General features: G+C 57.5%; 24 protein-coding genes. 9 read left to right on the top strand and 15 right to left on the bottom strand.

Going from position 1 to position 21,241, the window contains the following annotated elements:
* Positions 1-93 precede the first annotated feature (93 nt).
* Both speD and F6Y09_RS03085 read right to left on the bottom strand, forming a co-directional pair.
* Entirely contained in the window at positions 94-885 is a 792-nt protein-coding gene (speD, locus tag F6Y09_RS03090) for an adenosylmethionine decarboxylase (protein WP_152205434.1), read from the bottom strand.
* A gap of 178 nt (positions 886-1,063) precedes the next feature.
* Positions 1,064-1,483: an OsmC family protein gene (locus F6Y09_RS03085; RefSeq protein WP_152205433.1), complete on the bottom strand. Its 420-nt coding sequence runs from the start codon at positions 1,481-1,483 to the stop codon at positions 1,064-1,066.
* 314 nt (positions 1,484-1,797) lie between these two features.
* Here F6Y09_RS03085 and crp point away from each other — a divergent pair, with 314 nt between their 5' ends.
* Together crp and F6Y09_RS03075 are read left to right on the top strand one after the other, a co-directional pair.
* On the top strand, positions 1,798-2,439 hold the full coding sequence (gene crp, locus F6Y09_RS03080) for a cAMP-activated global transcriptional regulator CRP (RefSeq protein ID WP_152205432.1): 642 nt from the start codon (positions 1,798-1,800) through the stop codon (positions 2,437-2,439).
* Positions 2,440-2,531: 92 nt separating this feature from the next.
* On the top strand, positions 2,532-3,422 hold the full coding sequence (locus F6Y09_RS03075) for an NAD-dependent protein deacetylase (protein ID WP_152205431.1): 891 nt from the start codon (positions 2,532-2,534) through the stop codon (positions 3,420-3,422).
* A 12-nt stretch (positions 3,423-3,434) separates the two neighbouring features.
* Here F6Y09_RS03075 and F6Y09_RS03070 read toward each other — a convergent pair whose 3' ends face one another.
* The 3 genes from F6Y09_RS03070 to F6Y09_RS03060 all read right to left on the bottom strand — a co-directional run bounded on the left by F6Y09_RS03070 (position 3,435) and on the right by F6Y09_RS03060 (position 5,981).
* Complete coding sequence (locus F6Y09_RS03070; RefSeq protein WP_246180278.1) at positions 3,435-4,124, bottom strand: EAL domain-containing protein; 690 nt, start codon at positions 4,122-4,124, stop codon at positions 3,435-3,437.
* Positions 4,100-4,549, bottom strand: a complete 450-nt coding sequence (locus F6Y09_RS03065) for a PAS domain S-box protein (RefSeq protein WP_179959324.1) — start codon at positions 4,547-4,549, stop codon at positions 4,100-4,102. Before F6Y09_RS03065 ends, F6Y09_RS03070 begins: the two co-directional genes overlap by 25 nt.
* Positions 4,550-4,793: 244 nt before the next feature.
* The gene (locus tag F6Y09_RS03060) at positions 4,794-5,981 is read right to left on the bottom strand and encodes a M24 family metallopeptidase (protein WP_152205428.1); all 1,188 of its coding nucleotides are present in this window, start codon (positions 5,979-5,981) and stop codon (positions 4,794-4,796) included.
* Positions 5,982-6,145: 164 nt separating this feature from the next.
* Between F6Y09_RS03060 and F6Y09_RS03055 the strand changes: the two genes are divergently transcribed.
* From F6Y09_RS03055 to F6Y09_RS03040, 5 genes are all read left to right on the top strand, one after another.
* A complete protein-coding gene (locus F6Y09_RS03055) occupies positions 6,146-6,391 on the top strand; it encodes a hypothetical protein (RefSeq protein WP_246180277.1) in 246 nt (81 codons plus the stop codon).
* A 2-nt stretch (positions 6,392-6,393) separates the two neighbouring features.
* The gene (locus F6Y09_RS20450) at positions 6,394-6,732 is read left to right on the top strand and encodes an alpha/beta fold hydrolase (RefSeq protein ID WP_246180276.1); all 339 of its coding nucleotides are present in this window, start codon (positions 6,394-6,396) and stop codon (positions 6,730-6,732) included.
* Positions 6,729-7,127 (top strand): alpha/beta fold hydrolase, encoded by a 399-nt coding sequence (locus F6Y09_RS20445; protein ID WP_246180275.1) that lies wholly within the window; start codon positions 6,729-6,731, stop codon positions 7,125-7,127. Before F6Y09_RS20450 ends, F6Y09_RS20445 begins: the two co-directional genes overlap by 4 nt.
* Before the next feature lie 99 nt (positions 7,128-7,226).
* Positions 7,227-7,841 carry a glutathione S-transferase family protein gene (locus F6Y09_RS03045; RefSeq protein ID WP_152205427.1) on the top strand — a complete coding sequence of 205 codons (615 nt, stop codon included), beginning with the start codon at positions 7,227-7,229 and terminating at the stop codon, positions 7,839-7,841.
* 51 nt (positions 7,842-7,892) lie between these two features.
* On the top strand, positions 7,893-8,558 hold the full coding sequence (locus F6Y09_RS03040; protein ID WP_152205426.1) for a glutathione S-transferase family protein: 666 nt from the start codon (positions 7,893-7,895) through the stop codon (positions 8,556-8,558).
* A 26-nt stretch (positions 8,559-8,584) separates the two neighbouring features.
* Here the strand turns inward: F6Y09_RS03040 and F6Y09_RS03035 are convergent, their stop codons facing one another.
* The 7 genes from F6Y09_RS03035 to rpe all read right to left on the bottom strand — a co-directional run bounded on the left by F6Y09_RS03035 (position 8,585) and on the right by rpe (position 15,089).
* Positions 8,585-9,355 (bottom strand): substrate-binding periplasmic protein, encoded by a 771-nt coding sequence (locus tag F6Y09_RS03035; protein WP_152205425.1) that lies wholly within the window; start codon positions 9,353-9,355, stop codon positions 8,585-8,587.
* Positions 9,356-9,474: 119 nt separating this feature from the next.
* On the bottom strand, positions 9,475-10,287 hold the full coding sequence (gene trpC / locus F6Y09_RS03030; protein ID WP_152205424.1) for an indole-3-glycerol phosphate synthase TrpC: 813 nt from the start codon (positions 10,285-10,287) through the stop codon (positions 9,475-9,477).
* Positions 10,288-10,324: 37 nt separating this feature from the next.
* Positions 10,325-11,356, bottom strand: a complete 1,032-nt coding sequence (trpD, locus tag F6Y09_RS03025; RefSeq protein WP_152205423.1) for an anthranilate phosphoribosyltransferase — start codon at positions 11,354-11,356, stop codon at positions 10,325-10,327.
* A gap of 42 nt (positions 11,357-11,398) precedes the next feature.
* Complete coding sequence (locus F6Y09_RS03020; protein ID WP_152205422.1) at positions 11,399-11,977, bottom strand: aminodeoxychorismate/anthranilate synthase component II; 579 nt, start codon at positions 11,975-11,977, stop codon at positions 11,399-11,401.
* Between the two features lie 15 nt (positions 11,978-11,992).
* The gene (trpE, locus tag F6Y09_RS03015) at positions 11,993-13,480 is read right to left on the bottom strand and encodes an anthranilate synthase component I (protein WP_152205421.1); all 1,488 of its coding nucleotides are present in this window, start codon (positions 13,478-13,480) and stop codon (positions 11,993-11,995) included.
* 251 nt (positions 13,481-13,731) lie between these two features.
* Positions 13,732-14,421, bottom strand: a complete 690-nt coding sequence (locus tag F6Y09_RS03010; protein ID WP_152205420.1) for a phosphoglycolate phosphatase — start codon at positions 14,419-14,421, stop codon at positions 13,732-13,734.
* A complete protein-coding gene (gene rpe, locus F6Y09_RS03005) occupies positions 14,418-15,089 on the bottom strand; it encodes a ribulose-phosphate 3-epimerase (RefSeq protein WP_152205419.1) in 672 nt (223 codons plus the stop codon). Before rpe ends, F6Y09_RS03010 begins: the two co-directional genes overlap by 4 nt.
* Positions 15,090-15,215: 126 nt before the next feature.
* On the opposite strand from rpe, the gene F6Y09_RS03000 reads away from it, so the two are divergent.
* On the top strand, positions 15,216-16,130 hold the full coding sequence (locus F6Y09_RS03000; protein WP_152205418.1) for a DUF3530 family protein: 915 nt from the start codon (positions 15,216-15,218) through the stop codon (positions 16,128-16,130).
* A gap of 17 nt (positions 16,131-16,147) precedes the next feature.
* On the opposite strand, the gene F6Y09_RS02995 is transcribed toward F6Y09_RS03000, so the two are convergent.
* The 3 genes from F6Y09_RS02995 to F6Y09_RS02985 are packed head-to-tail and all read right to left on the bottom strand — an operon-like array spanning position 16,148 to position 18,620.
* Positions 16,148-16,894 carry a co-chaperone DjlA gene (locus tag F6Y09_RS02995; protein ID WP_246180274.1) on the bottom strand — a complete coding sequence of 249 codons (747 nt, stop codon included), beginning with the start codon at positions 16,892-16,894 and terminating at the stop codon, positions 16,148-16,150.
* A 3-nt stretch (positions 16,895-16,897) separates the two neighbouring features.
* Complete coding sequence (gene murU, locus F6Y09_RS02990) at positions 16,898-17,584, bottom strand: N-acetylmuramate alpha-1-phosphate uridylyltransferase MurU (RefSeq protein WP_152205417.1); 687 nt, start codon at positions 17,582-17,584, stop codon at positions 16,898-16,900.
* A gap of 4 nt (positions 17,585-17,588) precedes the next feature.
* Positions 17,589-18,620 carry an aminoglycoside phosphotransferase family protein gene (locus tag F6Y09_RS02985; protein ID WP_152205416.1) on the bottom strand — a complete coding sequence of 344 codons (1,032 nt, stop codon included), beginning with the start codon at positions 18,618-18,620 and terminating at the stop codon, positions 17,589-17,591.
* A gap of 276 nt (positions 18,621-18,896) precedes the next feature.
* On the opposite strand from F6Y09_RS02985, the gene F6Y09_RS02980 reads away from it, so the two are divergent.
* On the top strand, positions 18,897-21,209 hold the full coding sequence (locus F6Y09_RS02980) for an LPS-assembly protein LptD (RefSeq protein WP_425481809.1): 2,313 nt from the start codon (positions 18,897-18,899) through the stop codon (positions 21,207-21,209).
* Positions 21,210-21,241: the final 32 nt, after the last annotated feature.

Genomic DNA, 21,241 nt, shown 5'->3' with positions numbered 1-21,241 from the left:
AGTACTAAGATGAAAACGGAGAAAACTGGACAGGCAGTTCAAAAAAACTGAATGATGGACGGGTGCGCTGGCGCACCCGTCCATCAAGGAAGGTTACTCGACGTTCCGGGAGTAGAAGATCTCCAGCATTTCGCGCTTGAGGCGTTGTTCAATTGATTCCGCTTCCGCCGGGTCGAGGTCTTCAGCATTGACTCCGAACACGTAGTTATCAAGCTTGAAGTTCTTCAGCATCATCTTGGTGTGGAACATGTTTTCCTGGTACACGTTGACGTCGATCATCTGATACGCGTTCTGGGTATCTTCGGTCAAGTAATTCTGGATCGAGTTGATGTCGTGGTCGATGTAATGCTTGGTGCCATCAACGTCACGGGTGAAGCCTCGGACCCTATAATCCACGGTTACCACATCTGAATCAAAGCTGTGGATCAGATAGTTCAATACCTTCAGCGGCGAAATCAGTCCACAGGTCGAGACGTCGATGTCGGCCCGAAAGGTACTGATGCCCTCATAAGGATGGCTTTCCGGGTAGGTGTGTACCGTGACGTGGCTCTTGTCCAGATGAGCAACAATGGTGTCCGGCAGTGGGCCCGGGGATTCTTCGTTGTCCGGCTCGCCATTGGTCAGCTCATGCTCGGCAATCAGCATTGTCACCGAAGCGCCATGAGGCTCATAGTCCTGGCGGGCGATATTGAGAACGTTTGCGCCGATAATCTTGACCACATCTGAAAGAATCTGGGTCAGTCGCTCGGCATTGTACATTTCGTCAATGTAGTCGATGTAGGCTTCGGTCTGCTCTTCGGTCTGCGCGAAACAGATATCGTAGATATTGAAACTCAGCGACTTGGTGAGGTTGTTAAACCCATGTAGTTTAAGCTTTGATTCCATGTTCAGCCCCCCAGCTCTGGAGTTGAATGAGTGTGGTCATGCCTGCTCGAACATGCCAACGATTTAAGGCACCGAGGCCGCCACCGATAGCTGAACGGGTGATCACCAATTGAACAGACCGGCGGAAAAGGTGCGTATTATGCACACCCGGTAAGGCATTGAATAGCGTTTTGGGACGTCAGGCTTCGCGAATTTCGTGGCTGTGGGTGATAGCGACTCCGGCTTTCTCAAGCATGATCGAGGCCGAACAGTATTTCTCAGCCGACAGGCTGACGGCCCGTTTCACCAGATTGTCCTTGAGTTTGTGTCCGGTTACGACGAAATGCAGATGGATGCGGGTGAAGACAGCAGGTACTTCGTCTGCCCGTTCGGCCTCGATCTCGGCACGACAGTCGGTAACATCCTGCCGGCTTTTCTGAAGAATGCTCATGACATCAAAAGACGAGCAGCCACCAAGCCCCATTAGCAGCATTTCCATGGGCCGTGGCCCGAGATCACGACCGCCATGATCCGGCGGGCCATCCATCTGCACCGTATGCCCACTGCCGCTGGTGGCCTTGAAGCTGGCCTCTCCGGCCCAGTCGATGGATGCTTTCATGGGGTTCCTCCAATTAGTCAGCCGCCAATGCTAGCATATCATTGCGGTTTCCTTCACTGAATTGAGGCCCGGAGAGGGGCCGGTGCAAAAAAACAAAGTGCGCTATACTTGCGAAGGGTCGCACCCCGGTTGCTGAAACCGGGCCATCTTGCTATAAGGTTTGACGTTGGTCGTATGCGGAGCGCTACCGGGGTGCCAGTCAGTGCCCCCAATACCGCAATGTAAGAACGGCAACATCACAAGAAACCCGCACGGAAAGCCGGGACATTAAAATAACATCGGTATTCGTCAGTAAAGGAGGCGCGATTCGCATTATGGCCACGATCGTCAGACCGGTTGAGCAAAAGACAAAACATCTCGATTATTTCCTGTCGCAGTGTCATCGCCGGCGCTACCCCGCCAAAAGCACCATTATCTATGCCGGCGACAAAAGCGATTCACTTTTCTACATCGTTAAAGGGTCCGTCACCATCATTATCGAGGACGACGACGGCCGCGAGATGATCATGGCTTATCTCAATGCCGGTGATTTCTTCGGCGAGATGGGGTTGTTCGATAATTTGGATTCCCGCAGCGCCTGGGTAAAAGCCAAGAGCGAGTGCGAAGTTGCCGAGATCAGTTACACCAAGTTCCGCGAGATCGCCCAGCAGGACCCGCGGGTGCTTTATTTCATTGGCGAACAAATGGCGACACGGCTCCGCCAGACCACCCGTAAAGTGGGCGACCTGGCCTTTCTGGATGTAACGGGTCGGGTAGCCAGAACGCTGTTGGACCTCTGTAAAGAGCCGGATGCGATGACCCACCCGGACGGCATGCAGATCAAGATTACCCGCCAGGAGATTGGTCGTATTGTAGGTTGTTCCAGGGAGATGGTCGGCCGTGTTCTCAAAACCCTTGAAGAGCAGGGGCTGGTGCAAGTAAAAGGCAAGACCATGGTGGTTTACGGCACCCGCTGACTGTCAGCAATTTAATCGGCATTACCCTTGGTATCGTTTCATCCAACCCTTAAAGTTGAAGTTTGAAGCATGCTTTATAGCAGGTTGGAATCATGGCCCAGAATGAGCAAGCCCCTCGATCCGTCACCCTGCCGGTAGCGGATCAACGGGTCATTTCCCACAGCCCCGCCGAAGCTGGCGTCCGGCTGGCAGCGTTCATCGCGCAAAACCCGAAGCTGATGGTTCTTACCGGTGCAGGCGTCAGTACCGATTCGGGTATTCCTGATTATCGGGACGGTGAGGGCGCCTGGAAACGCAAGCAGCCGGTCCAGCATCAGGATTTTATGGCATCCGAGGCGACTCGCCAGCGCTATTGGGGGCGTAGCCTGATTGGCTGGCCGGTGATTCGTAACGCCCGTCCTAATCCGGCGCATTTCCATATTGCGGAGTTTGAGCGCCGGGCCGTTAGCGGTCTGGTGGTTACCCAGAACGTGGATCGTTTACACCAGCGTGCCGGTACCCGGTCGGTTGTGGATCTTCATGGCCGCGCGGATGAAGTGATCTGCATGGCCTGTGGTTACCGATGTGACCGGGAGGAGGTCCACCAACGTTGCCACGAACTGAATCCGGCTTTTCATCAGTACCATGCCACCGCTGCGCCAGACGGTGATGCCGACCTGGAAGTCGATTTCACTGAGTTCGAACTGGCCAATTGCCCCTGCTGCAGCGGTATCCTCAAGCCGGATGTGGTGTTTTTTGGCGACAATGTGCCCAGGCAGCGAGTGGATTCAACTCTGCAAGTCCTTCGCAAGAGTGATGGCCTGCTCGTGATCGGCTCTTCCCTGATGGTGTATTCCGGCTTCCGTTTCTGCCGCCACGCCCATGAGATGGGCAAACCGATTGCCACGCTCAATCTTGGCCGCACACGTGCAGACAGTCTGGTGGATCTGAAGCTTTGCGCCCGCATTGCGGAGACACTGGAGGTTGCATTGGCAAATCTTTAACTGCCTGCCAGGTTACCAGAGTTCGTTGCCCTGGGCAGTCCGGGCGATTAACTGCTCGAATTTGCTGGCGGGCAACGGCCGGGAAAACAGATAGCCCTGCCCGTAGTCGCAGCCGATACTCAGCAGTAGTTGGCGTTGGGCCTCGGTTTCCACACCTTCCGCAATGACTTTGAGGCCCAACTTGTGGGCCATGATGACGATGGCTTCGGACAGCACCAGGTCGTTGGAATCGCTCTCAAGATTCTGAATAAAAGACGGGTCAATCTTCAGGTAATCAATATCGTACCGCTTCAGATAGGACAAGGCGGAGTAGCCTGTGCCGAAGTCGTCAAGGGAGACCTGGATGCCGGCATCCCGGAAGCTGAGAAGCTTTGCAGTAACATGGGTGACGGCGTTCAGTAGCAGACATTCCGTAATCTCTATGTTGAGTGACTGTCCGGCAAGATCAAGCTGCGCCAGTAATGCCAGCCATTCCTCAATCTGGTGGGAATCGCTCTGGAACTGCAGGGCGGACAATCTGATTGAGAGCTGCAAAGGGGTTGCCCGTTGCAAGCCTGCGGCATAACTGGCTGTCTGGCGAAATACCCAATCACCGATTTCAATGATCAGTCCGGTCTCCTCCGCCAGCGGTATGAAGTCTGCCGGGCCGATCAGGCCGAGCTGCGGATGGTGCCATCTCAGCAGACTTTCGGCCTTGGCCACGGCCCCTGTTGCCACATGGCGGTGAAAAAGGCGTCGTCATGTTTGCCCGATTTCAGGATGCCGGGACTTTTGCCGTAGGCTTCCTCCAACGTGTATCCGGTCATCTGCGTGAAGGCAGGATTGACGGTTATGATGCGGTTTTGCGCATCTGTCACCCCCATCGCTTCGCTGCTGCTTTGGTAGATCAGGTCAGTCAGGTGGCGCTCTTCCTCGGGAAGCGGCAGGCCGCGGGCAACGCTCTCCAGGGTGCTGCTGCGCAACTGATCCCGCTGTTCACTGCTCTGTAGCGCTTCCATTACGGCTTGACGTTGCCGCTCAAGTCTGAAAGTGGTGAGGGCAAAGCTGATGTTGATCGCGAGTTCCTCGAAGAGGTGCCGGGTCTCCGCATCAAAGAAGCCCCGGGCGTTGTGGTACACCGAAAGCATGTTGAAGGGCTGGTTATCCAGTGGAACAGGAAAGGCACCACTGCTGTTCCAGTTGTATCTCCTGGCAGCTTCATGCCACCGGGTTGTAGTGGGCTGGGTTGCTGGGCATGGCTCCGCCTTCATTTGAACATAAGCGTCTATGTTTTAATTATATCCCCCGTTCCGGGGTAGGCGTGGGTAATTTGCGAATACCGCCACAAACCTTGTCTCGGGTCAAAGCCGCGGCAATGGTCTGAAGCTGCGGTTACTGACTACAGATCTGGAGTTGCCAGTCATTGTCGGTCAGCGCCCGGCCACCTTGCCCGGTAACCTGAACGGTATCGCTGATCCCGATGCCCCAGAGTCCCGGCAGCCGCAGGCACAGGGGCAAGTGAAACACCATGTTGGTCTGGAACGGTTCGTGCTGATTGCGGGCGATGTAACCGGTACCTTCAACCCAGCTGGGCGGAAACTGGGCACCCACCGCGTAGCCGAACACGCCGGAAAAAAACACCGTCTCGCCCCAGGGCGCGAGCACTTCTTCAGCGGCAACAGCTGCGTCATGGAAACTCTTGCCCGGCCGCATGTTGGATTTGAGCGTTTCGTAAAGGGCCAGGCAAACATCCCGGATTTGCTGCATTCTCGCTGTGGCGGGCCCGGCAACCGCAGTGCACATCATGGGGGCGGTGTAGCGCTTGTAGGCTGAGCCGAATTCCAGAAACACCGGATCTCCAGGCGCAATGAGGTTCCTGCGGTGGTTGGTATGGATCACGCTGATGCGCCTGCCACTGGTGACAATTGGCTGGAGGCTCATAAACTCGCTGCCCCCGGCTAAAAGCGCCCGGGCGCCTTCGGCTGCAATCTCGTTATCACTGATGCCGGGCCGGATTACACGAAGCGCGGCCTGCATTCCGGCAGAGGTAATACGGGCACTTTCCTGCAGGCAACCCAGCTCCGCCTCGGTTTTCACAATACGAAGGCGGTCGAGTATGGCGCCGCCATCTCTGAAACACTGTGCTCCCAGCCGGTCCTGTAACTGGCTGATGACACCGTGGCGCAGGGTGGGGCTCCAGGTGTCCAGGCCGATAGCCTGAAAGTCCGCCAGCAACTCGCATAAAGGATCAATCACCTCCGCAATGCTTTCCCAGCGATAACCCAGAATGTCATCGGCAACGGCGGTCACAACAGCAGGGCCGGTTTCTATCGACGGCACCTGCAGGATGGCCTCCTGGAGCGAAAATACCAGGCAGGTGTGCACGGACACCTCAAAGGTGTTGTAGCCGGTCAGGTAGTAGATGTCCGAGGGGTCGGTGACCAGCAGCGCGTCCAGGCCCTCCGCTGCCATCGTGTGGCGGGCGCGCTGGCAGCGCGCGGCAAATTCGGCTTCGGGAAACGCCAGCTCGGAGGCTTTCAGGGTGGAGGCAAGGGCAAATCGGTACGCTTTGTGATCCATGTCAGGCTCCCGTTGAAAACGGCTTCACTGTGAAAGTGTAGCAAACCTGTAGCATTTGCCCGCTAACATCCTACCCCGGAGGCGGCAATCCAGCAGCTACTGTCTGCTCGACCGTTCAGCGTGTCGCTTGATTGCCAATCCGGTTTTGGCTGGCAGGACCGGATATGGTTTCCTTATGCCTATCGCAAACGTCCCATGCGCCGAATCGCCCCCGGCAATTATTACGGCTTGACGGGCTGTTTAACCCCCAGGTTCCTCATCGGCACCAGCGGGTATTGCGCAGCCACCTGAGCTTCATTGACTTTTTGATGAGTGCAGCGGCCAGCCACGAAAGCTGGTTGCCCCGGGCAGAGCAGGAGTCCATGCTAAGAGAGGCCGCGATAATGCACTGGTATCGGGAGCACGGTTGATCATGCACTGGATTCTGTTGCGGGGTTTTACTCGGGAACAGACTCACTGGGGTGGGCTGTTGAGTGCCCTCCGGGATGCGTTACCCGAGCACCATTTTCACCCGGTTGATCTGCCCGGCACCGGTGTTCATTACAAAGAACAGAGCCCGTGGACCATTGCCGAGATCCGCCAGCAGGTCAGTCACCAGATCAGTCACATTCCCGGTCCCTATGGGGTTATCGCGCTGTCAATGGGCGGTATGGTGGCGCTTGACTGGGCGCAACATGCCGCCCTTGGCGAAATCCAGCATCTGGTTCTGATCAACACCAGCTCCGGTTTCAGCCCCCCTGGTATCGCATGAAACCGACCGCATTGCCCCGGATGCTGGGGCTGCTGGCGCGGCGAGAGCTGTTCGAGCGCGAAGCTGGCATATTGGCTCTGACATCGAATCAGCCGGTGGCTACCGCTACCATCAAACGTTGGTACAGCATCCAGCGCCAGCGTCCGGTCAGTTGGCAAACGGCGCTGCGCCAGATTGCAGCTGCTGCCCGCTTCAAACTGTCGGCAAAGCGCCCGCTTGGAAGTGCTCTGGTGTTGGCAAGTCAGGGTGACCGGATCGTTGACTGGCGCTGCAGCCAGGAATTCGAACGGCGCTGGCAATGGTCCCTCCGGGTGCATCCGAGTGCTGGGCACGACTTGCCGCTGGACGCGCCCGACTGGGTCATTTCCCAGATAGTGGGTTATCTGCGCAGTTAACTTTCTGCCAGGCCAATCAGACTTGACGACCGCTCTGCGGAGCGGCAGTCTTCAGTGTGGGCTATTGCCTAGGCACCTAACGAACACGAGGTCATGACAATGAAAATATACGAAACCAAAACCGCACCCAATCCCCGCCGCGTAAGAATGTTCATGGAAGAGAAAGGTTTGCTCGACAAAGCGGAATTTGTTCAGATCGACCTGCTGAAAGGTGAGAATCTGACGCCGGAGTACGCGGCCCGCAACCCGATGAAGAAGGTTCCGGTGATGGAACTGGATGACGGCACCTGTATTGCCGAGACCATGGCCATCTGCCGATATTTTGAGGAAAGCTACCCGGAACGGCCCCTATTGGGTACCTCGCCACTGCAAAAAGCCCAGATTGAGCAATGGCTGCGGTGGATTGAGTACTATTTTTTCATGCCTACGGGAATGTGTTTCCAGCACTCCACCGGTTACTTCAAGGACCGGATGAATCCGATCAAGGAATGGGGTGAAGAATGCCGGGTTACGGTGGAAAAGTTCTTCCATTTTCTTGATAAAGAACTGGCCAATCGTGATTACATTTGTGGTGACGAGTTCACCGCTGCGGATATCAATGCCTTTACCGCCATCGAATTCAATAAGGTCAACAATATTCGTATCAAGCCGGAACAGACGAACTTGCAGGCCTGGTATGAGCGTATCAAGGCCCGTCCGTCTGCGCGGGTTTAACCTCCGTCATCCCGGCCCTGACCACCACAGATATCAGAAGGACGTTCTGTCATGATCGATGTTTACACATCACCGACCCCCAATGGCCATAAGGTCACTGTTACGCTCGATGAGATGGGGGTTGAGTACAATCTGATTCCGGTAGATCTCGCCAGTGGGGAACAGAAAATCCCGGCATTTCTGGCGATGAATCCCAATGGCCGGATTCCGGTTATCGTGGACCGGGACAACGACGATTTTGTGGTGTTCGAGTCCGGTGCGATCATGGTGTACCTCGCCGAAAAATACGGCAAGTTCTACCCCCGGGACCCGAAAGTTCGCTCCCGGGCCTTGCAATGGCTGATGTTCCAGATGGGTGGGGTGGGTCCGATGATGGGCCAGGCTAACGTGTTCTATCGGTACTTTCCGGAGAAAATCCAACCGGCCATCGAACGTTACCAGAACGAATGCCGGCGTTTGTTTGAGGTATTGGACAGGCGGTTGGCGGAAGCCCCCTATCTGGCCGGGGACGAAATCACCATCGCGGATTTTGCCAACTGGTGCTGGGTGCGCACCCATAACTGGTCCGGGGCATCGGTAGAAGGCCTTGAGCATCTCAACCGCTGGCTGGACGAACTCTATGATCGGCCCGGCTGCCAGAGTGGTATTGCCAAACCGGTCCGGATCGAGGATTCAGAGGAGCTGATCAAGCATGCCCGCAACATGGTGACTCGCTGAGGCCGGACTGGTCGAGAGAGCGACGGCTAGAATTCCTGGAGGTAGGAATTCACTATCCGGGCGTAGGTGCCGTCTGCTTTCATTTTTTTGAGTGCCTGACTGAAGCGCTCGACATATTCCGGCGACACGGTCTTGCGAGAGAAGGCTGCGTAGGTGGGTGATATGGAGACCACCAACGGCTGATTGGTGCCTTCCTCCAATACGATATGGACATCGTCACCGAACCCCTTCCGGCTGATGTAATAGTGGGTCGGCAGCATATCACCGATAAACAGGTCGATCCGTTTGGCCGCCAGCTTTTCAAGATTCCGTTCAATCGTCAGCGTGGTCTCCACTGATCGGAAACGGTCGTTGGTGACCTTGGTGTGAAAGTGCTCGCCATAGAAATATCCGAGCTGGTTCCCCAGTGAGAGATGTTCGATGCCGGCAAGGTCTTTCGGTAATGACATCGGCCTGGACGAGAACAAAACGTAGGTTTCATCGATCAGGCTTTCGTCCGGAAACAGACCCCAGGCTTCGCGCTCCTCCGACCGGCCGGTATTGATGACGGCATCCGCCTGCCCCTCGGCCACCTCATACAGTGCCCGCTTCCAGGGTCGAATTTCAACGTTTGCTTCAAGGTTCGTGCGCCGAACAGCTTCACGGGTAAGGTCAACGGCTACGCCGGTGACTTCACCGTCGAACACGAATTCAAGGGGAGGGTTTTCAAGTGTGCGAATCTGGAGCGATTGGGCGCCCGCCAGGACAGGGAAAAAAATGGCGCCGATCGTCACAACGAGTCGAGCAACACGCTTCATGATGCAGGGGGTTCCATGGGGAGCAGTGGAGCTTGCCCACGGAGTATAATGCGGCTGACCTGGCTATGGCGTACTCAATCGTAAACAATGGTTAACGCAGGTAACCGGTGCAAGACGGCTCAGAAGAACAGTTCCCGCAGCTTGGAGCCCGGTGCTTCCGCCCGCATAAACGATTCCCCCACCAGAAATCCGAAGATCCCGTGCTCGGTCATGGCATTGACGTCATCCCGGGTAAGGATACCGCTCTCCGTGATGGTGAGCCGGTCGGAGGCAATGCGGTGGTGAAGTTCAAACGTGGTGGCCAGGGCCACGTCAAAGGTATGCAGATTACGGTTGTTGATACCGACCATGGGTGTTTTCAGTGTCAGCGCATCCTCAAGTTCCTCGTCATCATGCACCTCCACCAGCACATCCATCCCGAGCTCAAAAGCGATGCCTTCAAGTTCCTGTAACTGGTTGCGGTTCAGACAGGCAGCAATCAGCAGTATGCAGTCGGCGCCAATGGCGCGGCTTTCATAAACCTGATAGGGCGCCACCATAAAGTCTTTGCGGATAACCGGTAGTTCACAGGCGTTGCGCGCGCTGATCAGGAAGTCTTCGTGGCCCTGGAAAAAATCCTGGTCCGTCAGTACCGAAAGACAGGTGGCACCGCCTTCGGCGTAGCTTTCTGCGATCGCAGGAGGATCAAATGGATCGCGCAGGACCCCTTTGCTGGGGGAGGCCTTCTTGATTTCCGCGATCACAGCTGGCCTACGCTGGTCCATACGGTGGCGCATCGCAGCTTCAAAGCCCCGGGTTGGCGGCTGATCTCCCGCCCGGGCACGAAGGTCTTCCGTGGATGCCAACCGCTTGCGGACCTCTATTTCTTCCCATTTACGCGTCACAATTTTGCGCAGGATAGTGGGAGTTCTGTCGTTATCGGGAGTGGTCATAGATATTGGTCACCAAGATCGTTGATAAAAGCCGGAATCAGTCAAAACAATGGGAGAAGTCCGCCAGCTCCGACATCTTACCGGCGGCCAGGCCGCTGCCGATGGCATCCTGTGCCATATCCACACCGTGGGCCAGCGAGTCTGCCAGGCCAGCAAGATAGATGGCGGCGCCGGCATTGAGTGCGATCAGATCCCGGGCTTTTTCCGCCATATTGTCGTGGCCCCGGCCAAAAGCGGCCTGGATCAGCTTGAGGGAGCCTTCCACGGTGTCAACGCTCAGGCCTACCAGGGACTGGCTCTGGACCCCGAGTTCTTCCGGAGTAATGTCGTACTCGCGGATTTCGCCGTCCTTGAGTTCAGCCACGTGGGTGGCGCTGGCCAGACTGATCTCGTCCAGCCCGTCTCTGGAGTGCACCACCATAATGTGCTCGCTACCCAAACGTTGCAGTACCTGTGCCATTGGCAGGCATAACTCCCGGCTGAAGACGCCGATGAGCTGACGCTTCACCCCGGCAGGGTTGGTCATCGGGCCAAGGATATTGAATAGGGTGCGGATGCCCAGCTCTTTCCTGGGGGCTATGGCGTTTTTCATGGCGCCATGGTGGGCGGGAGCAAACATGAAGCCGACGCCAATCTGCTCGACGCAGCGAGCGACCTGCTCCGGTGTGAGGGCGATGTTGATGCCGGCTTTTTCAAGCAGGTCGGCACTGCCGCTTTTGGACGACACGGCCCGGTTGCCGTGTTTGGCAACAAAGCCGCCAGCCGCAGCCACCACAAACGAGGCGGCCGATGAGACGTTAAACAGGTTGGCGCCATCGCCTCCGGTGCCGACAATGTCCACCAGGGGTTCGGCGTTAATCGATACGTTGCTGGCCAGCTCCCGCATGACTTCCGTGGCGCCGGTAATCTCGTCAATGGTTTCGCTTTTCAGGCGCAGCCCCATCAGGAATCCGCCGATCTGGGCATCGGTCGCTTCACCATTCATGACGATTCCCATGACCTGCTTCATTTCCTCACGGGAGAGGTCGAGATTGGAAGCAATTCGGTTCAGAGCTTCTTTCATGTCCATCTGAATGGCCTCTTGTCTTTGTGGTCTTCCGGATTAAAGATATTAGCTTCTCAGAAAGTTCCGCAACAATTCATGCCCCTGCTCGGTCATGATCGATTCCGGATGAAACTGTACGCCTTCGATGGGCAGGGATTTGTGCCGCACGCCCATGATTTCCTCCACCGAACCATCGTCATTGCGGGTCCAGGCGGTGACCTCGAGGCAGTCCGGCAGGGTAGTCTTGTCGATGACCAGGCTGTGATAGCGGGTTGCTTGCACCGGGTTATTGAGACCCCGAAACACCCCGGTGTCGGAATGATAGACCGGCGACACCTTGCCATGCATGACCCGCCCGGCCCGAATGACATTACCACCATACACCTGGCCAATCGCCTGATGGCCCAGGCAGACGCCGAGGATCGGCAACTTGCCGGCAAAATGCCGGATGGCGGCCATGGAAATGCCCGCTTCGTTGGGCGTGCAGGGTCCCGGTGAAATCACCAGACGTTCGGGCTTCAGGGCTTCGATTTCTTCAATGGTGATTTCATCGTTGCGGTACACCTGCACGTCTGCGCCAAGTTCCGCCAGATACTGCACCACGTTGTAGGTGAAGGAATCGTAGTTATCGATCATCATCAGCATAATCGTCTCCTCGCCTCAGTGGTCGAAATCGTTGTAGGTCATGGCCACCGCGCGAAAAATTGCGCGGCCCTTGTTCATGGTTTCCTTCCACTCCAGACGAGGTACTGAATCCGCCACGACGCCGGCACCGGCTTGTATGTGGAGTGTCTGGTCCTTGATGACGGCGGTGCGGATGGCGATGGCGGTATCCATATTGCCATTGAACGACAGGTAGCCCACAGCGCCGCCGTAGACCCCACGTTTGACCGGCTCCAGCTCGTCGATGATTTCCATCGCGCGGATTTTGGGTGCACCACTGAGGGTGCCAGCCGGTAAGGTCGCCCGCAGCACATCCATGCAGGACATGCCTTCTTTCAGACGACCGGTCACGTTGGACACAATATGCATCACGTGGGAGTAACGTTCCACGATCATTCTGTCGGTCAGTTTTACCGTGCCGGTTTCTGATACGCGGCCAGCGTCGTTGCGACCCAGGTCGATCAACATCAGGTGTTCGGCAATTTCCTTGGGGTCGGCCAGCAGTTCTTTTTCCAGCGCCCTGTCTTCGGCGTCGGTGGCGCCGCGCTTGCGGGTGCCGGCGATGGGCCGGACAGTGACTTCTTCATCTTCCACCCGGGCGAGGATCTCCGGTGACGAGCCGACAATCTGGAAATCCCCAAGGTCCAGGAAATACATGTAGGGAGAAGGGTTCAGTACCCGCAGGGATCGGTAGAGATTCAGCGGCGGGGCCTCGAACGGAATCGACATGCGTTGGGAAATCACCGTTTGCATGACGTCACCGTCCAACACGTAATCCTTGATCTTGCCCACGGCGGCCTCGAACTTTTCCTGGTTGAAACCGGAGACAAAATCGCTCTCATCCACTACCTTGCCGCGCAGATGGGCGGGTGTCGCCGGGGCATCAGCCACCTGTCGGTGCAAGCGGGCTTCGAGCTCGTCCAGAGTACGTTGGGCGTTACCATAGGCATCCTCAAGGGAGGGGTCAACGTGGGTGATCAGGTGCAATCGGCCCCGGAGGTTGTCGAACACCACCAGATCATCGGAAACCATCAGCAGGATGTCCGGCGTGCCGATTTTATCGGGCGGGCAGCTCTGCTTCAGGCGTTTCTCGATGTAGCGCACGGTGTCATAGCCGAAGTAGCCCACAAGACCACCGTTAAAGCGGGGCAGTTCCTCAAGATCCGGTGCCTGGAAGCGTTGCTGGTAGGCTTCGATAAAGGCCAGGGGGTCTTCGCTGTGGGTTTCTTCGACCACTGTGCCGTCACGGCTGATGGAAATATGATGGTTGTCCACCCGTAACACTTCCCGGCAGGGCAGGCCGATGATGGAATAGCGGCCCCATTTTTCCCCACCCTGAACGGATTCGAGCAAATAGGAGTAAGGCGCGTTGGCGAGCTTGAGATAGGTGCTTAACGGCGTATCCAGGTCGGCCAGTACTTCGCGATACACAGGGATACGATTGAAACCAGCCTCGGCGAGCGAGGCGAAGTGCTCGGGTGTCATGATAATCGTCCTGAATTCTGATCTGCTGGGCTGACCGGCGGCGCTGTGGCAACAACACCGGTCCAGCGGTTGGGCGGTTGGTTACCACCGGCAAAGTGGCACTCTAAACCGCCGGGCTCAATTCAGCCGGTACGCCATCGCCACCATCGTGTGGCCCGGGTGGTCAGTACACTGTGAGTTGCAGTCAGAGTCAGTCCCTGCACGGCAGGAATCCCCCGAGATCAAGAAAGTGAAAGGAACCAGCCACGAGGTTACAAAAGCTCCGCCAGTGAATCAACCACTATATCCGCGCCCAGGTCGTCAATCGGGGTGCCGTAGGTGTAACCGTAGCGAACCGCGACCACCGGCATACCCGCATTGCGGGCGGCCTGTATGTCGTTTATCGAATCCCCGACCATCAGGGTGGTTTCAGGGGTTCCGCCCAGTTTGCACATGGCATGGAGCAGTGGTGCCGGGTCCGGTTTTTTCTGGGGCAGTGAATCTCCGCTCACGGACACCTCGAACCAGCGATCCAGGCCCATCCTTCTCAGCAACGGGTCGGTAAAAGCGTAAGGCTTGTTAGTCACCACACCCAGGCGACAACCGTTGCTCTTCAGTGCTCTGAGCCAGATTTCCACGCCATCGTAGACCTTGGCCTGCTGGCCGTTCAGGTCCGCGTAGGCGGTGAAGAACAAATCCAGCGCCTGGCGAAACGTCAGCTCGTCGCTTGTCGTGTCTTTCTCGTGATCAAAAGCGCCGGCCAGGGCGCGCCGAACCAGAACCGCCGCTCCATTTCCGACCCACTCCCGCACCCGGTCCTCGCCAACCGGTGGCCGGCCCAATGCCCTCAGCATCTGGTCGATAGCGGCCGACAAATCGGGGGCGCTGTCGACCAGGGTGCCGTCCAGATCAAACAATACGGTGGCGGGCCCCTGGCCCTTGAAGAGTTCGGTCAGGGTCATTTTGCGTTAGCCAGTTCAGCCCGCATTTTGTCGATGGTGGCTTTGTAATCATCGGTATTGAAGATGGCGGAACCGGCGACAAAGGTGTCAGCTCCGGCGGCTGCGATTTCACGGATGTTGTCTACCTTGACGCCGCCGTCGATCTCAAGCCGTATATCCAGGCCGCTGTCGTCAATGCGCTTGCGGGCCTCCCGCAGCTTGTCCAGCGTACCGGGAATGAACGACTGGCCACCGAAGCCGGGGTTGACGGACATCAGCAGGATCATGTCGATCTTGTCCATCACATAATCCAGATAGTGCAGCGGTGTTGCCGGGTTGAATACCAGGCCGGCCTTGCAGCCGCCGTTGCGGATCAGTTGAAGGGAGCGGTCAATATGGCCCGTCGCTTCCGGGTGAAAGGTGATATAGCTGGCACCGGCCTCAATGAACATGCGGATCAGATCATCCACCGGGGAAACCATCAGATGCACATCGATCGGGGCGGTAACGCCGTGTTTCCTCAGGGCTTCGCAGACCATCGGCCCAATGGTCAGGTTGGGTACGTAATGGTTGTCCATGACATCAAAATGCACGATGTCCGCCCCGGCGGCCAGTACGCGATCGACTTCCTCTCCCAGCCGGGCGAAATCAGCGGATAAGATGGACGGTGCAATCTGATAAGGCTTCATAACAACTCTCTCGACAAGGCTGTAAGGATTCCGGTGGCAGCTACCACCTCAAAAGCGGCAACTGCCAACTTAAAAAGAGTGCTAGTCTACCACTTTGCGAACAGTTTGGGGGGCAGGGGTTTGATCATGCAGCAGGAGCTGACAAGGGGTTTGGTGTTCATGGTCGGGGTGCTCGCCGCTACCGCGCCCTGGACTCCTGTATTCTCGCAGGATGATGATAGCGAACCCCTAACGGAGCGCGCGATGGTGTCTCCTGGACTGGATTCAGAGACCCTCGCCATGGCCTATCCGGATCAGGCGGTGTGGCTGGAAAGCGAGCGTTTTGGCCGCGCCCTTGCGCTGTTCGAACCCGAGCAGACCGCTCAGCCCAGGGGCGCTGTACTGCTGCTGGCCGATGAGGGTCAGTCCGCCGACGCCGGTCTGGCGGGTGCGGTCAGGGGGCTCTTTGCCAAAGCTGGCTGGGCGGCGATGACCCTGGGTTTGCCCCCATTACCGCTGGCTCTCGAACCGGCGCGTAAGGCCGAACGGCAGCCGCCCGATGCGGCTGACGCGGACGCTGCGCCGGAACCGCAATCCATCATGATTGACGTGATGGAGAGTGACGACGTACTGGATGACCTGAGAGAGAACTACCGGGCCCGAATCCAGGCGCACCTGGCTGCGGCCGTGGTTGATCTGAAAGCACGCGGCTATTCGCGCCTGGTATTGGTCGGCGTGGGCCGCGGCGCAGGCCATGCGATATCGCAGGTGGCGGGCGGGGCTGCCGGGCCCGCAGCGCTGGTGCTGATTGCGCCGGAATTCGAGACGGCCGAGAGGCAGCCGGCAATCGACAGTCTGAGCGCAGTGGCGACGCTGTCGCTACTGGATATTGTCAGCAGTCGTTCCGACCGCGCTGCGGCAAAAGTGCGTCAGAGCCGTATGAAGCGAGAGGGTATGACGGGCTATCAGCAGCAGGCCGTGGCTATGGGGCCGCGGCCATTACCCAGGGACGCCCGTGGACTGGTCAATCGGGTTACCGCCTGGCTACGGCCCCGGGACTGATCGGGTCAGGCAGGACATTACTGTCGACGCTTGATCAGCTCCCAGGCTTTCTGATAACGCAGCAAACGTTCCTTGGCCAGGGCAATTTCGGTTGCGTCGAGATTGCGGTCGAGCTTGTCGGGATGGCATTCAGACACCCGTCGGCGATAGGCTTGTTTCATCTTGGTGAACTCGTCCCGGGTGCCGACTCCCAGTAGCTTGCAGGCTTTGTCATAACTGTCCGGCAAGGGTTGCAGTTCCGGCCGGGTAATCCAGACCTTACGTGCGTAGCTATCGAGGATTTCCTGCATCAGGCCGGTGGGCAATCCCAGCCGGTCAATGGCGTCTTCGCAGCGGTATCGGCGTGGCTTGGTAGGCTGGCCGTGCAGCTGGCTTGCGTGGCAAAGGCAGAAGACGACCCGTAATGCCGGCGAGGGCCAGGCCCATTGACTGAGGCGCAACCGCAAGGCGCGCCACGACGAGGGTTCTTTTGCCTGCTTGCCCGATTGAAACTGGTTAATGGCATGACGTCGCTGACGCTGGGACAGCTTCAGGGCTTTCATCAGTGACTCTGCAAAACCGATGTCAGCACTGGTTACCGGGCCTTCGGCTTTGGCAATATAACCAAGAAAGTAAAACAGGCTTCGTCTGCACCACCCCGGCAGCCGGGTGCGGGCGATCAGTTCGTTGGCCTGGTGACCACAGGCATTCAATTCTTCCAACAGAACATGGAATTCCGATTCAATGCGCGCAGGCAGCATTCGGTCACCGGCGGCCAGAGGCATTATTCAAGCTCCTTCCAGCGTGGTCAGCTGCTGGTCGAGCTGGGTCAGCCGCTCGGGTGTGCCAATATCAAACCATAGGCCGCGATGATGGATGCCGTGCACCTGATTTCGGCCCATGGCGGCTTTCAGGATCGGCGCGAGTTTTTGCTTGCCGTGCTCCAGGCCTTCAAACAACGAGCGGTGCAAAAGACTGATGCCTGAGAATGTCAGCGCGGGACGGCCACGATCGTGAACGCGACCATGGTGGTCAAGATTGAAATCGCCGTCAGGATGGTGGGGTGGATTGTCCACCATGACCAGCACCGCCGTGGCTTCTCCTGCCGGTGGCGTCAAAAGGGCAAGGTTAAAGTCGCACCAGATATCGCCGTTCACCACCAGAAACCAGTCCTGCCCGGCACCGGTCAGCAGGGGAAGTGCCTGTAAAATACCACCGGCGGTTTCCAGCGGCTCTTGCTCCCGGGAGTAAGTGATGACAACGCCGAAGCGAGAGCCATCCGTCAGGGCGGACTCAATCTGTTCGCCGAGCCAGGCATGGTTGATGACTACCTGACAAAAACCGGCTGCCTTCAGCCGTTCCAGATGATGAACAATCAACGCTTTGCCACCGGCTTCGAGCAGGGGCTTCGGGGTTGTTAAGGTCAGTGGCCGCATTCGCTCCCCTTTGCCAGCGGCCAGAATCATTGCATTCACCTGTTCAGTGACCTCCAGTGTCAGCTGTCTGCGGCTGTTTCGAAAGTGTTGTCAGCTCTGGTTCCACCACGTCTCTGAGCCAGGCGTGGAAATGTCGCAGCGCCGGTTGCCGTCCACTCGCCTCCACCAGATAGTGCACGGTTCGCGGGATATCCGCCAGATAACTCTGCTTGCCATCCCGGATGGCCAGCCGGGCGAAAATCCCGGCGGCCTTCAGGTGACGCTGCATGCCCATCAGCTCCAGCCACTGACGGAAGGTGTCCGGGTCGGCGTGGTGCAGGCCGGCTGCCAGGCTGATGGTGCGGTAATACTCGATCCATCGGGCAAGCCGTTGCTCGGGCCAGCGCACATAACAGTCCTTCAGCAATGACACCAGGTCATAGGTGACTGGCCCTCGTACGGCATCCTGGAAGTCAATAACTCCGGGAGCAGTACGGTTTTTCCGAATCAGCAGGTTGCGGGAATGATAGTCCCGGTGGACGGTCACTTCCGGTTGTGCCAGCGCGCTTTCCCGGAGGAACGCAAAGGCGGTATCCAGCATGGATTGTTCGCCGTTGGAAAGATTCATGCCCAGCTGGCGGGTTAACAACCAGTCAGGGAATAGCGCCATTTCCCGGTCGAGCAGGGCAATATCATATTGTGGAAGGGGTTGTCCGGGTTGATCCTTAATCTGTTGGATCCGGCAAAGTTCATCCAGGGCGCTGGTATACAGCTGATCTGCATTGTCATCAGACAGGGCGTCGAGCATCAGCTGGTTACCAAAATCCTCAAGCAACACAAAGCCCTGTGCCAGGTCTTCGGCGTGAATCTCCGGAACCGAAACACCCTGTTGGTGCCAGTACCGGGCGATCGCCACAAATGGACGGCAGTCCTCGTGTTCCGGTGGGGCGTCCATGGCAATGCGCTGGGAGGAGGGCGTCGCGACCCGGAAATAGCGCCGGAAACTGGCGTCGCCGGAAACCGGTGACAGCGTTGCCTGCTCAAAGCCGGGCTGTTGGTGAACCCATCGGGTGAGTGCGTTAAGTCTGGTGTCCATGGACGGCTCTGCTGGTTTCTTGGGGGTTGTGAAACACGAAAGTTAGCAGATGCTGCCATGGCGCGTAAAAGGGTTTTATTAAAACGGTTTCCGTTAACAAGGCTGAGTGCGGCGTGTAAACTAGGCGGTCCTGAATAATCGTCATCCATCTCCGGACAGGATTCCCCCAACGTGCCAGTTTATCCAAGGAATGTGCTCGCCCCGGCGCTGCCAAAGCAGCCAGCTGGCGGGCGTGTTCTGTGCCAACTGGGTATGGTTGCCGCGATGGTGACGGTCATGACAGTGCCCGTCAAGGCAGTGGCCGAGCAGCCCTTAACCGCTGCCGAGACCGACTGGCGGGAACGGCCCGACCTGCCTGAGCAGCAGCGGGACGCGCTGCCCGAATTCTGTTCCGGAGGCTACCTGCAACCGGAAGGCTATCGGCAGAACGTCGGAGCCGTGCCGACAGACAACAGTAATGAGCCACTACAGGCCAGCGGCCTGTCCGCCCGCTATGAAATCGATCAGACGCTCTGGCTGCAAGGGGATGTCCGTCTGCGCCAGGGCCAGTTTGACGTCACCGGGTCAGAGGCCCGTTATAACCAGGCAGACGGTCAGCTCCGCCTGTCGGGTCCGCTGGTCAGCCGAGGCCAGGGCTTTTTGTTAACCGGCGACAGGGCGGACTATGACACCGACACCGGCCGTCTCGATATCAACACCGCAACGTTTTTGCTTCACGAGGCAGAAATGCGCGGCTCGGCACTCAGCCTGTCGCAACCGCAGGCAGGACGGGTATTGATTCGGCAGGGTAATCTGACCACCTGTGCTCCGGACCAGAATGACTGGGCTCTGGTGGCCTCGGAGATCGAGCTTGATCAGATCGAAGGTGTGGGAACCGCAAGGCACGTGCGCCTGGAAATAAAAGATGTGCCGGTGTTTTATGTGCCCTACGCCAGCTTTCCGATCGATGATCGCCGCAAGAGCGGTTTTCTGTATCCTGCCTTCGGGACGTCGAATACCGGCAGCGGTGCTTTCCTCTCGGTTCCCTACTACCTGAACCTTGCACCTTACTATGATGCCACTCTGACGCCCCAGTACATCCATGGTCGGGGGTTATTCAGTGAGGTGGAGGGGCGCTATCTGTCACCATTCGGAGAGTCCGTTCTCCAGCTGGGCTACATCGCCAACGACAGCGCCTACGAAGATGAAGAACCCGGCGCGGATGGCGAGCGCTGGGCACTGGATTTCAGCACCCGGGCCAATCTTGGGGCGGGCTGGCGTGGTTATGGTGATTACTCGGTGGTATCGGATAACGATTACCTGAGTGATCTTAATCGCAGTCTTGAAATCAGCCAGGCCACCCATCTTTTGCGTCGTGGTGGCGTGCGGTATACCGATCGTCAGCAGTTTTTCGAGCTTTATGTGAATGGCTACCAGACCATAACGGATCGGATAGCGGATCAAAACAAACCCTTCGATCAGCTACCGGAAGCCATTTATGGCTTTGAAAGGGACCTCGGCGTGGTCGAGACAGTGTTTGAAAGCCAGTACACCTGGTTTGATCGTGACAACTCCGGTCTGACCGGTCTTGATCGTGCCACGGGCCAGCGTTTGCGCGTGCTGCCCGAGCTGGCGCTGCCGATGCGAGCGCTCTGGGGTTATGCCCGGCCTTCGGTTACTCTGGACCATACCGTTTACGAACTGGAAGACTACACCCTTGACGATGGATCCCTTGGCGACGGAAGTTTCGAGCGCACGGTGCCGGTGTTCGAATGGGATTCGGGGTTGTACTTTGATCGTCAGTCCACACTGTTCGATATACCGTACAATCAAACACTGGAGCCAAGGCTCTATTACGCCTGGGCGGATGCCGATGACCAGAGTTTCATACCGGATTTTGACTCGGCCATTCGCGGCTTTCGTTTCGATGATCTGTTCTCCCGCAACCGGTTCACCGGCGGCGACCGGGTAGGTGACGCCAATCAGCTGGCGACTGCCGTCACCACCCGTTTCAATGACCTGAATACAGGCGCCGAGCGGGCCCGGTTGAGTCTCGGTCAGTTGTACTATTACGATGATCGTGACGTCACCCTGAACGGTGAGGGCGCAGATGACCGAAGTGATTCGGCATTGGCGGGAGAAGCGGTTCTGCGGCCAATGGATACGCTGGATATCCGGACCTCCGGGCTTTGGGACCCGCGCACCCGCCAGACCCTGGAAGGGCGGAGCCAACTGGTGTTCCACTCGGAGAATTACCGGTATCTGGCCACCCTCGGACACACCTATCGTCGTGGTGAATTTGAACAGTCGGATATCGGGGCGGTTTTCCCTGTCACAGATAAGGTCAGCCTGATCGGCCGCTGGGTTTACGATTCCCAGACTGACCGAACTGCCGGCTCACTGGCCGGTATCGAATATAATAATTGTTGCTGGAGTGTCCAGTTGGTCAGCCAGAATTATCTGACCGACGATCAGAACCTCGAGAACCGCATTCTGTTTCAGGTCCAGTTAAAAGGTCTGGGCGGCAGCGGCGGTTCATCGGGGCGGATTTCCGAAGCCATTTATGGCTTTGATGAAAGAGAACGCCGCCGGTTCGGGCCTCGTGAATAAAACGACAACCCGGACCGCTATTGCATGTTACA

The sequence above is a fragment of the Marinobacter changyiensis genome, from assembly GCF_009193265.1.
GTDB lineage: Bacteria > Pseudomonadota > Gammaproteobacteria > Pseudomonadales > Oleiphilaceae > Marinobacter > Marinobacter changyiensis.
The sequence above is the reverse complement of the archived record's forward strand: the minus strand, read 5'-3'. Positions and strand labels throughout refer to the sequence as shown.

Bases quoted from the DNA above. Each gene is read 5' to 3' on its own strand.
- speD (WP_152205434.1), bottom strand. From the start codon at position 885: ATGGAATCAAAGCTTAAACTACATGGGTTTAACAACCTCACCAAGTCG.
- F6Y09_RS03085 (WP_152205433.1), bottom strand. From the start codon at position 1,483: ATGAAAGCATCCATCGACTGGGCCGGAGAGGCCAGCTTCAAGGCCACC.
- crp (WP_152205432.1), top strand. From the start codon at position 1,798: ATGGCCACGATCGTCAGACCGGTTGAGCAAAAGACAAAACATCTCGAT.
- F6Y09_RS03075 (WP_152205431.1), top strand. From the start codon at position 2,532: ATGGCCCAGAATGAGCAAGCCCCTCGATCCGTCACCCTGCCGGTAGCG.
- F6Y09_RS03065 (WP_179959324.1), bottom strand. From the start codon at position 4,549: ATGCTTTCGGTGTACCACAACGCCCGGGGCTTCTTTGATGCGGAGACC.
- F6Y09_RS03060 (WP_152205428.1), bottom strand. From the start codon at position 5,981: ATGGATCACAAAGCGTACCGATTTGCCCTTGCCTCCACCCTGAAAGCC.
- F6Y09_RS03055 (WP_246180277.1), top strand. From the start codon at position 6,146: ATGGTTTCCTTATGCCTATCGCAAACGTCCCATGCGCCGAATCGCCCC.
- F6Y09_RS20450 (WP_246180276.1), top strand. From the start codon at position 6,394: ATGCACTGGATTCTGTTGCGGGGTTTTACTCGGGAACAGACTCACTGG.
- F6Y09_RS20445 (WP_246180275.1), top strand. From the start codon at position 6,729: ATGAAACCGACCGCATTGCCCCGGATGCTGGGGCTGCTGGCGCGGCGA.
- F6Y09_RS03045 (WP_152205427.1), top strand. From the start codon at position 7,227: ATGAAAATATACGAAACCAAAACCGCACCCAATCCCCGCCGCGTAAGA.
- F6Y09_RS03040 (WP_152205426.1), top strand. From the start codon at position 7,893: ATGATCGATGTTTACACATCACCGACCCCCAATGGCCATAAGGTCACT.
- F6Y09_RS03035 (WP_152205425.1), bottom strand. From the start codon at position 9,355: ATGAAGCGTGTTGCTCGACTCGTTGTGACGATCGGCGCCATTTTTTTC.
- trpC (WP_152205424.1), bottom strand. From the start codon at position 10,287: ATGACCACTCCCGATAACGACAGAACTCCCACTATCCTGCGCAAAATT.
- trpD (WP_152205423.1), bottom strand. From the start codon at position 11,356: ATGGACATGAAAGAAGCTCTGAACCGAATTGCTTCCAATCTCGACCTC.
- F6Y09_RS03020 (WP_152205422.1), bottom strand. From the start codon at position 11,977: ATGCTGATGATGATCGATAACTACGATTCCTTCACCTACAACGTGGTG.
- trpE (WP_152205421.1), bottom strand. From the start codon at position 13,480: ATGACACCCGAGCACTTCGCCTCGCTCGCCGAGGCTGGTTTCAATCGT.
- F6Y09_RS03010 (WP_152205420.1), bottom strand. From the start codon at position 14,421: ATGACCCTGACCGAACTCTTCAAGGGCCAGGGGCCCGCCACCGTATTG.
- rpe (WP_152205419.1), bottom strand. From the start codon at position 15,089: ATGAAGCCTTATCAGATTGCACCGTCCATCTTATCCGCTGATTTCGCC.
- F6Y09_RS03000 (WP_152205418.1), top strand. From the start codon at position 15,216: ATGCAGCAGGAGCTGACAAGGGGTTTGGTGTTCATGGTCGGGGTGCTC.
- F6Y09_RS02995 (WP_246180274.1), bottom strand. From the start codon at position 16,894: ATGCCTCTGGCCGCCGGTGACCGAATGCTGCCTGCGCGCATTGAATCG.
- F6Y09_RS02985 (WP_152205416.1), bottom strand. From the start codon at position 18,620: ATGGACACCAGACTTAACGCACTCACCCGATGGGTTCACCAACAGCCC.
- F6Y09_RS02980 (WP_425481809.1), top strand. From the start codon at position 18,897: ATGACAGTGCCCGTCAAGGCAGTGGCCGAGCAGCCCTTAACCGCTGCC.